The 12,116-nt window shown below is 70.4% G+C and carries 12 protein-coding genes; 8 read left to right on the top strand and 4 right to left on the bottom strand.

The window, feature by feature from the left end; all coding sequences use genetic code 11:
* Positions 1-175: 175 nt before the first annotated feature.
* From ACZ6N8_RS24990 to ACZ6N8_RS24975, 4 genes are all read right to left on the bottom strand, one after another.
* Entirely contained in the window at positions 176-919 is a 744-nt protein-coding gene (locus ACZ6N8_RS24990) for an alpha/beta fold hydrolase (protein WP_466012950.1), read from the bottom strand.
* Between the two features lie 216 nt (positions 920-1,135).
* Positions 1,136-1,690, bottom strand: a complete 555-nt coding sequence (locus ACZ6N8_RS24985; protein WP_466012949.1) for a hypothetical protein — start codon at positions 1,688-1,690, stop codon at positions 1,136-1,138.
* A 117-nt stretch (positions 1,691-1,807) separates the two neighbouring features.
* The gene (locus ACZ6N8_RS24980) at positions 1,808-3,655 is read right to left on the bottom strand and encodes a glycoside hydrolase family 15 protein (protein WP_466012948.1); all 1,848 of its coding nucleotides are present in this window, start codon (positions 3,653-3,655) and stop codon (positions 1,808-1,810) included.
* A 143-nt stretch (positions 3,656-3,798) separates the two neighbouring features.
* On the bottom strand, positions 3,799-5,073 hold the full coding sequence (locus ACZ6N8_RS24975) for a condensation domain-containing protein (protein WP_466012947.1): 1,275 nt from the start codon (positions 5,071-5,073) through the stop codon (positions 3,799-3,801).
* Positions 5,074-5,745: 672 nt separating this feature from the next.
* On the opposite strand from ACZ6N8_RS24975, the gene ACZ6N8_RS24970 reads away from it, so the two are divergent.
* From ACZ6N8_RS24970 to ACZ6N8_RS24935, 8 genes are all read left to right on the top strand, one after another.
* Positions 5,746-6,531, top strand: a complete 786-nt coding sequence (locus ACZ6N8_RS24970) for an IspD/TarI family cytidylyltransferase (RefSeq protein ID WP_466012946.1) — start codon at positions 5,746-5,748, stop codon at positions 6,529-6,531.
* Positions 6,528-7,244, top strand: coding sequence for an SDR family oxidoreductase (locus ACZ6N8_RS24965; protein WP_466012945.1), 717 nt, complete (start codon positions 6,528-6,530; stop codon positions 7,242-7,244). Before ACZ6N8_RS24970 ends, ACZ6N8_RS24965 begins: the two co-directional genes overlap by 4 nt.
* Positions 7,245-7,248: 4 nt before the next feature.
* Positions 7,249-8,235, top strand: a complete 987-nt coding sequence (locus ACZ6N8_RS24960; protein WP_466012944.1) for a 4-(cytidine 5'-diphospho)-2-C-methyl-D-erythritol kinase — start codon at positions 7,249-7,251, stop codon at positions 8,233-8,235.
* 224 nt (positions 8,236-8,459) lie between these two features.
* On the top strand, positions 8,460-9,638 hold the full coding sequence (locus ACZ6N8_RS24955; protein WP_466012943.1) for a MalY/PatB family protein: 1,179 nt from the start codon (positions 8,460-8,462) through the stop codon (positions 9,636-9,638).
* Positions 9,639-9,661: 23 nt separating this feature from the next.
* Positions 9,662-10,207, top strand: a complete 546-nt coding sequence (locus ACZ6N8_RS24950; protein ID WP_466012942.1) for a VanZ family protein — start codon at positions 9,662-9,664, stop codon at positions 10,205-10,207.
* Positions 10,208-10,415: 208 nt separating this feature from the next.
* On the top strand, positions 10,416-10,946 hold the full coding sequence (locus tag ACZ6N8_RS24945; RefSeq protein WP_387122767.1) for a matrixin family metalloprotease: 531 nt from the start codon (positions 10,416-10,418) through the stop codon (positions 10,944-10,946).
* A 71-nt stretch (positions 10,947-11,017) separates the two neighbouring features.
* Positions 11,018-11,608 (top strand): hypothetical protein, encoded by a 591-nt coding sequence (locus ACZ6N8_RS24940; RefSeq protein ID WP_466012941.1) that lies wholly within the window; start codon positions 11,018-11,020, stop codon positions 11,606-11,608.
* Positions 11,609-11,656: 48 nt separating this feature from the next.
* Complete coding sequence (locus tag ACZ6N8_RS24935) at positions 11,657-12,115, top strand: hypothetical protein (protein WP_466012940.1); 459 nt, start codon at positions 11,657-11,659, stop codon at positions 12,113-12,115.
* Position 12,116: the final 1 nt, after the last annotated feature.

Here is a 12,116-nt window from a genome sequence, read left to right as displayed (position 1 = left end):
GCTCCTTTCACAGATCTCGGCTTGTCACAGTCACGCTAGGCCCAGCCGAAGACGCCGGCCAAGGTCCGGAAGCCGTCCGCCGAGGGACTTTCGACCCGGTACCCCGGGCGCTGTCGCGGTGAGCCGATGCCGACGATGCCGGCAATCCGCTGCCCTGCCGGGCGATCAGCGCGGGTCAGGTGACGAGCCGACCGACGAGCGCGGCGAGACGATCGGGGTGTTCGTCGGTGAGGAGGTGGCCGGCAGCGTGAACGATGTCAGCGTCGACGTGGATCCGCTGTCGTGCCCCCGAGCGCAGCCGGGCCGGCGGCAGGAACACGTCCTGGTCTCCGCCCGCGATCACGGTGGGCACCGTGCGACGCGACTCCGGTACGAGATCGTCCGAACTCACCGGACGGGTGTGCCGGGCGACAAGGGTCATCCACTCCACCAGGTCGGCGCGGGGCGTTCGGCCGGAGGCGGACAGGAGGCGCAGCAACCGGAGACTCGAGGCGGTTCCGGGCCGCGCCAGCCAGCCCAGGAATGCGAGCAGGACACGGGGGGTGATCCTGAGCCGGCAGAGTCCTCCCGGGGCCACGGCTACCCTGCCCCGGATCCGGGGATGATCCGCGGTGAGCGCGACAGCCCCGCCGAACGAATGCCCGAAGACGACCACCGGCCCGGCGGTGGCCTCCTCGACGACCTCGTCCAGCCACGAGCCGTACCAGCTGAGCCGGCCACCTGCCGTACCCGCCGCACCGGCGCTGAGCCCGGGTTGGCCGGGGACGTCGGCGCCGACCACCCGGTAACGCCGAGCCAGGGCCGTGAGCAGTGGCAGGTAGGCGGCTGTGCTGAAGCGGTCACCAGCGAGGAGGACGACTGTGGCTGGACCCGCGCCCGCGGTGACGACATGCGTGTCTTCATCCTGCGCACGGATCACACGGCGACCGTGCTGAACCGGCCAGGAATCCAGCTGATCCACGCACCACTGGCGAACGCTGTCCCTGCCGGCAGGGGTCCGGTAAATCGATGCCACAGCCGTATCGTGCAGCAGGATGACCGGATGCTCCACTGCGTCGAGCGGTGTGGAGCATCCTGCGGAGACCACCGGGACGACCGAGGTCGCGCCGCGCTGGGTGGTCCAGCGGTGTGCCGCTCAGCTCAGTGTGAAGGTCACATCGTCGACGTCGAAGGCGGTGGCGCCGTTGCCGGCCGTCTCGCTGGCGAAGAAGCTGGCCGTCGCGGTGCGTTCGGTCGTCGCCGTCCCCGTCGACATGCTGTACTGCCGCCACTGCGCCCCGCCGTCGAAGGCCAGCGAGAACCTGGTCTTCGGGGGTATCCCGGTGACCGCCAGGCCGACGTTCAGGTAGTCGCTGCGACTGGTCTCCGTGGTGATGGTCCGGACCCAGAAACGGACCGTCAGGTCGCAGTCGGCAGGCACCGTGACGGTGGTGCGCAGCAGGTCGCTGTGGGTCACGTCCAGGCCCGCGAAGCTGGCGTACGCGCGGCCGGTGTGCGCGGGCCGGGTCGCGTCGCCCAGCACGACGATGCGGGGGCCGGCGGTCCAGCCGGTGGTGCCGCGCTCGAACCCGGGGTTCGGGTGGATCTGCCCGGCGCAGGGCGCGTCGGCCGCGGGCCGGCCGTACGACGCGCCGCCGGTGCTCAGGAGCAGCAGGGCCGCGACCGAGGCGGCGGTGACGAAGGCTTTCATGCGTCCTCCCCGTGGCAACACATTCGAGACTGTCGATGTAGATCGACGATGCGTGATGGACGTGGGCGCGTCAAGAACTTCCCAACGCCGGCCCGACGGCGAGGGCCACCGCCTGCGCTAACGGCGGCGGTGGGAGTCGGCCTCGGCGTCGAGCAGGTCGTTGAGCGTCAGCGCCGAATTGATCAACGACAGGTGGCTGAACGCCTGGGGGTAGTTGCCGATCTGCTCCCCGGTCGCGGCGATCTCCTCGGCGTACAGGCCGAGGTGGTTGCTGAAGGTGAACATCTTCTCGAACGTGAGTCGGGCGTCGTCGAGCCGGCCGGCCCGGGCCAACGCCTCGACGTACCAGAACGTGCACATGTTGAAGGTGCCCTCGTGGCCGGGCAGGCCGTCGGGGGAGTGGACCGGGTCGTACCTGTGGACCAGGCTGTCGGAGACCAGTTCGCGTTCGATCGCCGTGAGGGTGGACTGCCACAGGGGGTCGCTCGGCGTGACGAAACCGACAGCGGGCATGGCGAGCAACGCCGCGTCCAGCACCGCCTCGTCGTACGCCTGCACGAAGGTGCCGCGACCCCTGTCGTACCCACGCTCCATGACCTGGTTGTAGATCCGGTTGCGTTGTTCGGACCAGCAGGTCAGGTCCCCGGGGCGGCCGGTGCGGGTGGCCAGGCGGATGGCCCGGTCCAGCGCCACCCAGGACATCACCCGCCCGAACGTGTAGTTGCGGGGGTGGTGCCGGCTCTCCCAGATGCCGGCGTCGCGCTGATCCCAGTTGTGGCAGAGCCAGTCGACAAGCCGGACGGTGCTCTTCCACACCTGGTGTGAGACGCGGATGCCCTGCTCGTCGGCGAGATGCATGGCGTAGAGCGCCTCGCCGTGGATGTCGAGCTGGAGTTGGTCGGCGGCGCCGTTGCCGATCCGCACCGGCCGCGAGCCCCGGTAGCCCTCCAGGTGATCGAGAACCTCCTCGTGCAGGTCGGAGGAGCCATCCACCCGGTACATGATCTTCAGCGGGTCCTGGTGGTCGCTGGCCTCGCGGATCCGCTCGTCCAACCAGTCCATGTACCGGCTGACCTCCTCGGTGAACCCGAGGCCGAGCAGCGCGTGCACCGAGAACGACGTGTCCCGTACCCAGGTGTAGCGGTAGTCCCAGTTGCGGGTCCCGCCCACCAGCTCGGGCAGCGCGGCGGTGGGTGCGGCGATCATCGCGCCGGTCGGCGCGTACGTCATGAGCTTCAGCGTGATGGCGGAGCGTTCGACCATCTCCCGCCAGCGACCCGTGTAGCGGGAGCGTTCGAGCCAGCGCCGCCAGTAGTCCCTGGTCCACTCGAACATGCCCTGGATCTCCTCCGGCGGGAAGATCCGTGGCTCGGTGCCGCCCGTCTCCAGGACCACGCCGCCGGTGTCGCCCTCGTTCAGGGTGCCGTACGCGACGAGGTCGCCGCCCTCGAGGCGGACGTCGCCGCGTTCGGCGAGCAGCCGCCGCACCGGGTCGACCGGGTTGAACGTCATCGTCGCGGACCGGCTGCGAAAGACGTAGCCGTTGCGGTGCCGCTCCAGCTGATGCTCCTCGCGGGCGTAGTCGAACCGCGGCCGGCACTCCACCCGGAAGCGCATGGTGCCCCGGACCATGGTGACGATGCGGACCAGGCGGTGCGCGTCGGTGGCCCGCTCGCCGGTGACAGGCATGAAGTCCATCACCTCGGCCACGCCGTCGGCACTGATGAACCGGGTGATCAGGATGGGCGTACCGGGGAGGTAGAGCTGCTTGGTGACGTACCGGACGTCGTGCGGTGAGATGCGGAAGTAGCCGCCCTTCTCCTTGTCCAGCAGCGCGGCGAAGATGCTCGGCGAGTCGAAGCGCGGCGCGCAGAACCAGTCGACCGTCCCGTCACACGTCACCAGCGCGGCGGTCTGCAGGTCGCCGATGAGTCCGTGATCCTCGATCGCCGGATAGCTGTCCACGTCTCTCCCCGGTTCGGCTGCGTCCTGCGCATCGAACATAGGGGGAGAAATGTCGCGTTAGGTGAGATTCACGTTCCGCCACCCTCTCGCGTGCCCGGTCCGCCTCCGCCGTATGGGGGCCGCCCGGCGCGGCGCCGTCTCGTTCACCTGTGTGACAGCCACCGCCGGTGGATGCCCCGCACGGCCGACCACAGCGCGTCGACGTCTTCGTAGCCGTACCAGTCGGACTTGAAGTCGATCGACACGGTCGTCTCGTCCGAGGTGACCCAGACAGCGTTGATGGAGTCGTCCCGCCCGCCGATGCGAATGGGCAACTCCCGCACCGGCATGCCGGCGAAGGTCGGGGCGGACGCGGACGGGGAGGCGTCGATCGCGTTGAACGTCAGGTACGGAACGCTCGTGAAGTCGCCGAACACGTCAGGGTGCTGCTCGAAGAGGAGCCGCTGCCACGACACCGCCGGCGTCCGCAGCGCGGTGTAGAACCGTTCCCGGAAGTGGGCGAGGAAGTCGGCACCCGGATGATCCAGTGGCCGCGAGGTCAGCACGAACTTCGTCGCCATCCAGCCGACGACATCGAAGTCCGCGCGGCGGCGGCGGTTGCTGGTGACGACCGGGGTGCCGATCCGGGGTGCGCCGGACAGCTCCGCGACCGCGAGGTGGGTGGTGGCACACAGCAGCCCTGAGAGCGTCAGCCCGGTCGTGCGGGCGAACGCCCTGAGCGCGCTCGTCTCGTCCGCTTCGATCCGGCCGACGAGTCGTTCGTGACGCGTGTAGTCGATGTCCTGACGGGCGACGAAACCCGGGAGCCGGATGTCGGGAAGTGCCCCCAGTGGCTCGATGGCGGCCAGCGCGGCGGCGATGTCGCGCCGTCCGGCCGAGGAGTCGAGGTGTGCGTTCTCGCGCACGACGACGTCGACGTACGACCGCCCGGGCGGCGCGAGCGGCCTGTCGTCGTTGCCGAGCTGTGCGCGATAGAGCGCGTCCAGGTCGGCCGTCAGCAGGTCCATCGACTGCCCGTCGCACACCAGGTGGTCGACGACCAGGGCGACGATATGCACATCGGGCGCCGTCTGCGCCACGACAAGTCGGCACAGGGGGCCGGAGTCGAGCGCGAACGGAGCGCGTACCGCGGCCTCCACGCCCTTCTGGCCGGCATCGCCGTCACACACGATGACGGCGCCGGGATCGGCGGGTTCTCCGACGTGCCACCTCTCCCGCTCGGCGTCGAAGCCGCACAGCAGCACCGGATGGCGGCGCTGCAATGCCGTCCAGGCATCGTTCAGGGCTTCGACCATCAGCGGCCCGGTCAGCTCGACGAGCCAGACGACGTGGTGCGGATTGTGGCGACCGGCCTCGGCCTCTTTCAGGATCTGCCCGAGTCGGTGCCGCTGGATCCAGGACGCCGTTATCCAGGTCATGGCAACAGTCGCCCGACGAACACCAATTCAGCACCCCTTCGTGTACGTCGTCCTCGGAGTCGGTGGGGTCGAACCACCGCGGATCCTCGTCGTCGATCCGCGCGAAATGACGGCGAATCGTCGTGTGCCGAGGTGCGACGAGTCCGTGCTTGGCTCGCTCTATTTGCCGCCAATATCCTACCCCGGCGAACGGCGGGCGTGGAACCCGTGAATCGATGACCTCCGGGGCCGCGCGGTAACCCGTCGACGACGTGCCAGGGATCGGTTGGATGGCTCTCGTCGCGGTAGCGCCGGCCGCAGCCGAGCTGTGCAGACCCGGTCTGACCAGCGGTTCTGGTGCCGCGGAAGCAGGTCCGCCGCCCGGTGCTGGTTCCCGGAAGCGGTCGCCTCCGATCGACGACGCATCGATGACGACCTTGTGCCACGCGGGCCGATGTGGCTAGTGTCGGGCTGGAGCTGAGGCCCGCCACGGCCGGCCTGTCATCTGTGACGGGCCGTTGCCGAAGGTGGGCCCGAAGCTTCTGTGGCCGCGTGAGGACATGGTCCTCCTGCAATCTGTTCCCAATTGGCGCAGAACTGCGAACCGTGGCTCGGCCCGCTTGGTCGTTGCGATTTTCCAGCGGTTCGGCGCCGCGCGCGGCACGCGTGGATCAGCAACAAACGGGGGATTCGATGAACCATTCGCACCATCATCCGTACGGCGTCGATGAGCCGTGGCAGGTCGGCGTGGTGATACTCGGCGCCGGGTACGGAGAACGCCTGGGTCACGGGCCCAAAGCACTTATCGACCTCGGTGGCAGGCCGCTGCTTCGGCACGTGCTGGACGCCGTGTCCGCCAACGACAGCGTCCGCGCGGTCGCCGTCACCGCGCCGGCGGACCTGGTGGACGCCTTCGACCGTGTCGTCGCCGATGCCGAGATGACGGTGCCGGTGACTGTCGTGCCCGGCGGTGGAACCCGGCAGGCCAGCGTGGGTCGCGGCCTGGCCGCCCTGCCGGACACGCTGGGATGGGTCGCGGTCACGGACGTCGCCCGGCCTTTCACCCCGCACGGCATCATCGACCGCCTCCTGGGCAACCTCCGCGACGGCGTCCGGCACTCGACGGCGGTCTCCCGTCCGTGTGGCGTGGTGCCGACGCTTCCGCTGGTGGACAGCGTGCACCTGATGGGCGACCCGCCGCTGCTCGCCGAGCCGGCGGACCGTGCCTCACTGCGGGCGGCCCAGACGCCACAGGTCCTGCGCCGCGAGTGTCTGGCAGCCGCGTACGACAGGGCCATGGCCCACCGCGAGGAGCACACCGACGAGGCGGGTCTGGCCAGTCGGGCCGGTGCGACGGTGATCGCGGCTCCGGGGGACTGGGACAACTTCAAGATCACATATCCCCACGACCTCAGGCAGGCACGTGCCGTTCTCGCGCAGTCGACCGCCTCCGGGAGCAACGCGCAGGAGCGGGCATGAGGGGCCTCGACGGAAGGACGATCGTGATCACCGGTGCCAGCTCGGGCATCGGGGCCGCCACGGCCCGGCAGCTGCATCGGCTCGGCGCACAGGTGGTGTTGGGCGCGCGACGCGGTGACCGGCTCAAGGAACTCGCGGACGAACTCGGTTCGGCACGCGTCACGTGGGCCGAGGTGGACATCCGCGTGCCGGAGCAGGTGGAGGCGCTCTTCTCCTGCGCCGTGGACACCTTCGGCCGGGTGGACTGCCTCGTCGCCAACGCGGCCATCGGGGCGTACGGCGGGATCCTCGACCTGTCCGACGAGGATGTGCGCGACCTGGTCGACACCAACCTCACGGGGACGGTGTGGTCGGTCCGACACGCGGTCCGGCACTTCGCCGACGGCGGCGACATCGTCCTGATCAGCTCTGTCGCCGGGCTGCGCGGTCGGCCCGACGAGGCGGTCTATGCCGCGACGAAGCATGGCGTCGTCGGCCTCGCCGGTTCGCTGGACCGTGAGCTGCGCGAGCGCGGCATCCGCGTCACCGCCCTGTGCCCGGGCGCCACAGAGACGGAGTTCGCCATGGGGCGGGGGCGAACCCCGGACATGCCGAAGCTCAAGGACATGATGCGCCCCGACGACATCGCCGAGGCGATCTCCTACGTCCTGACCCAGCCACGATCGATGCGGACGCTCCTGTGGAGCCTGCGTAGCGTCGCCTCGGAGAACTGAGCCGATGGTGGACAGGACCGACCTCGTCGTCCCGGACCGCGCCGACTGGCCAGCGACGACGGGTCGGCAGGCGGTGTCCGTACGCGCCCCCGGCAAGGTCAACGTGCAACTCTCCGTCGGGGGCCGTCGGCCGGACGGGTTCCATGAGCTGGCGAACGTCTTCATGGCGGTGTCACGGTACGACGTCGTGACCGCGTCCCCGGCCGAGCGGCTCCGCGTCACGGTCTCCGGTGACGGCACCTCTGGCATCCCGCAGGACGAGAGCAACCTGGCGGTTCGGGCGGCGATCCTGCTCGCCCGACGGGCCGGTCTCGATCCCCGGATTCACCTCCATATCGCCAAGCATCTGCCGGTCGCCGGCGGGATGGCGGGTGGGAGCGCCGACGCCGCTGCGGCGCTCGTCGCCTGCGACGCGCTGTGGCGGTTGGGCACACCTCGCGACGACCTTCTGCTTCTGGCCGCCGAACTGGGCAGCGACGTTCCCTTCAGTCTGCTCGGCGGTGTCGCTCTCGGCCGGGGCCGGGGCGAGGAGTTGACGTCCCTGCCCTGCCGGGGCACCTACCACTGGGTCTTCGCGGAGGCTCACCACGGGCTCTCCACGCCGGAGGTCTACCGGGCCAAGGAGGCGCAGCGCCGGGCCGCCGGGTTGCCGCACACCGCAGCGCAGGTACCGCCTCCCCAGCCGAGCGGGGAGGTGCTGGAAGCGATCGCACGGGGATCGGTGCGGCGCCTGGCGGCGGCGCTGCGCAACGATCTCGACGATGTCGCCGTCGGCATGCGACCCGAGTTGGCCGCGACCCTCGCCACGGGCCGCTCGGTCGGAGCCCTCGCGGGGATGGTCTGCGGCACCGGTGCCACGACGGCGTTCCTGGCCCCCGACCAGCCCGCCGCACAGCGGATCGCGCGCCACCTGCGCGACGCCGCGACCTGCGCCCGCGCCTTCGTGGCGCGTGGGCCGGTGCCGGGACCGGCAGTCATGCGACAGGGGTGATCAGCCAGCCCGGTGGATGTCAACGCGGCTTGGTTCGACGGTGGCGACACCTGGCACGCTCACGCCGAGGCGCGCACACCGACCGGGATCTACCGCAAGGCGGGCGTGGCCTCCCGGTCGGTTCTGGTCGCGTGGGTGGCCCGGCTCGATGACACCTGTTCCGCCCTGAGCTGGGCGCGGCGGCCGGTACTGCGCCGGCCGGCGCGGCGCAATAGGCTTCAGCGATGAGTGGTGTGCTCAGCGGTGCCCGGGACACGACGAACCCCCTTCGGCAGCTCACGCTCGACCAGCTCCGTCAACGGACCAGCCTCAAGTGGCGGGAGTACCCGGACGACGTGCTGCCGCTCTGGGTGGCGGAGATGGACGTGCCGCTGGCCGAGCCGGTCGCCCGGGCGATCACCGACGCCGTCGCGCGCGGCGACACCGGCTACGCCGCAGGTACGGCGTACCCGCGCGCGCTGGCGGAGTTCGCCCGGCGGCGGTGGGGGTGGGACGGGCTGGCCGTGGAGCGCACCGCGCTGGTGCCCGACGTGATGCACGGCGTCGTCGAGGCGTTGCGGCTGGTCACCGGTCCGGGGGACGCGGTGGTCGTCAACTGCCCGGTCTACCCGCCGTTCTACGAGTTCGTGGCGCACGCCGGCCGCCGGATCGTGGAGGCCCCGCTCGGCGATGACCTGCGGATCGACCTGGACGCCCTGCAGGTCGCCTTCCGCGGCGCGCGGGCCGGTGGGCGACCGGCGGCGTACCTGCTGTGCAGCCCGCACAACCCGACAGGTGTCATCCACACCCCCGACGAGCTGGCAGCCGTCGCCGATCTGGCCGGGCGGCACGGGGTGCGGGTGGTCGCCGACGAGATCCACGCTCCGGTGGTGGCCGGGGGAGCGCGCTTCACGCCGTACCTCTCGGTGCCCGGAGCGGAGAACGGCCTGTCGCTGATGTCCGCCTCCAAGGGATGGAACCTGGCCGGCCTGCGCGGCGGGCTCCTCATCGCCGGTCCGGCCGCGGCCGGGGACCTCGCCCGCGTGCCGTTCGAGGCGAGTGTGAGCACCAGCCACCTGGGCGTCATCGCCCACACGGCGGCCTTCCGCGACGGCGGCGAGTGGCTCGACGCCCTGTTGACCGGCCTGGACGACAACCGCCGGCTCCTGGCCGCGCTGCTCGCCGAGCACCTGCCGACCATCGGGTACCGGCCCGGCCAGGCCACCTATCTCGCCTGGCTCGACTGCCGCGCCCTGGGCCTCGGCGACGATCCCGCCGCCGTGTTCCTCGACCGTGGGCGGGTGGCGCTCAACTCCGGTTCGGCCTTCGGCACCGGCGGCGCCGGTCACGTCCGGCTGAATCTGGCGACCGCACCGGAGCTGATCACCGAGGCGGTACGCCGGATGGCCGCCGCCGTCGCCTGAGCAGCCGGCGGGGCGGTGTGAGCATGGGCTGGCAGGACTGGGTCAGTACGTTCACCGGCGTCGTCCTCATCACGGTGGCCGCGCTGCCGGTGGCCGCACTGGCGGTGTGGGCTCTGGCCCGCTGGCGGAGTGCCACAGGCGCCACGTCGGCCTGGCGGATGTCGCTTGCCGAGGTCGGCGTCGTCTACGGCACGGTCCCGTGGGTGTGGATGATCCTGTTGCCGGGCGAACGGGCCGGTGCCGTCAGCGGGCGGTTGAGCCTGGTGCCGCTGCGGGACCTGTTCACCATCGTCTCCGACGGAAGGCCGCTGACGCTTACCGTCCAGGTCGTCGGAAACCTGCTGGTGTTCGCGGCGCTTGGGTACCTCGCGCCGCAGCGGTTCGCGGCGCTGGCGTCGGTGCCGCGGATCCTGGCGCTCGCGGCGGCCTGCTCGATCCTCGTCGAGACCGCGCAGTACGCCCTGCGCCTGGACCGCGTGTCCTCTGTGGACGATGTGCTGCTCAACGCCGCCGGCGCCGGACTGGCCGCGCTCGCGTCACGCCACCGGTGGCGCCGAACAGCCTATTGACCGACGCCTATTTGCCGATAGGCTGGCGGCACGCCGGAAGCACATCATCCGAGCACGGCACAACGACGGCCGTCCGACCATCCGGCGACGAACCTCCATCAGCACCGCACCATTCGCAGAACGGCTCAACGGGGGAGCTGGATGCATGCCGTGTGTTGCACGCTCACGCGCCTCCATCGCGATCGAAGCCCACGATGAGGAGACGCCTGTGCCCTTCCGCCGACCTTCCGCCCGACGTTCGTCACTCGCCGCCGCCGCGCTGGCCGCGGCGCTCGTCGCTGCCCAGGCAGTGCCGGCCCCAGCCCTCGCCCACTGGAACGGCACGGGCCAGCTCAACGCGTACATCAGCATCTACCCGTACAACTACAACAACACCTGGATGGCGCCCCTTGACCGTTCCCTCTCGAACTGGAACGGCACCGCCAGTCCCGCGTACTTCTACAAGGACACGCTGTCCAGCTCCACGCTGACGGTGACGTCGTACAGCGACACGTGGTACGGCTACTACCAGGCGTGCGGATCGAGCTGCATGTACGTACGCGTGAACTCCCGGACGATCAACCGGGACGCCAGCAACTTCAGCAATTTCGTGACAAGTGTGGTGGTGCACGAGCTGGGTCACGCGTTGAACCTCGCGCACAACGACCTGTCCGCATCGATCATGAATCACAGCCGCAATCGAAACTCGATGACCACTCCGCAGTCCCACGACGTGGCGGACGTCAACGCCTACTACTAGGCCGACGGCCGACCACGCCGTACAGCCCGGGACCAGCAGTTCACAGTCATCGACCTGAACAGGAGTTTCGAATGAGGACACCACTGATCGTCCGCGCCGTCGGCGCGCTGTTGCTGGCGGCGGCCACCGCGTGCTCCGCGAACGCCGACCACGGCGACGCCCCCCACCCGCAGAACGTCCTGTACCGCGCCGACTATCCGTCGTACGCCACAGCCGGTGAGCTGTACGCCGGGGCGAGCGTGGTGGTGCAGGGGCATGTCGAGTCCGCCCAGCGGGTCGTCCGCCTGGTGCAGGCGGCACCGCCGGGGCAGGCGCTGCCGGCGCCGGTGGAGGCGGAGCGCCGGGAGGGGATGGTCGTGACCGTCCGTACGGTGAAGGTCTCCCGGGTTTTCAAGGGGGCCGTCAAGCCGGGTGACGTCGTGCAGGTCAAGCAGTTGGGCGGCAAGCTGGACGGGGTGACCTACACCGAGGAGCACGGCGTGCCGCTGCGGGAGAACGGCCAGTACACGCTCTTCCTGGAGACGTATCCCGACCAGCCGGCCTCGCTCCTGAATCCGGTGCAGGCGCAGTACCCGGTCGAGTCCGGTGACGGGCTGCGCTCGCTGCCCGGAAACGGGATCACCACGTCGGTCGCCGAGCTTGCTACGTTGGCCCGGAAGTAGCGGGTACGCGAGTCGGTGACCTGACAGCTCACCTGCGGAGGGGGCCACGTGTTCGACGTCAGATCCCGGTGGCTCCCTCTCTGCGCGCTGGTGGGCGCCACGCTCCTCGTCACGGCCTGCGGGTCGGACGACGCCGAGGTCGCGTACTGGAGCAACGGTACCGACCAGGACAAGGCCGTCGAGTCGTACGCCGGTTCGGCGCACTGCGGGTGGCAGGACCTGACCTTCCTGCACGTCCGGTGGCCCCTGACCGGGCAGACCGGCGAGCCGGCGAACCGGCAGTACGTCAGGGATCCGGCGGGTCAGCTCGATGCTGAGGTACGCGCCAGCTACGCCCCGCGCGCCGAGTTGCCCGCCGACGCCCGTACCACCGACTACACAGGCCCGGACGGGCAGCAGCTGTGGTTGGCGCCGAGCGACGCCGACAACCTCGCGTACGTGGTCTACCCGGGTTCGCAGCGGGTGGAGGCCTGGCCGCGCACGACGCAGACACTCGGCTGCGACTGAG

This window comes from Micromonospora sp. NPDC047521 (assembly GCF_055587305.1).
This window is presented reverse-complemented; position numbering and strand designations above follow the sequence as displayed.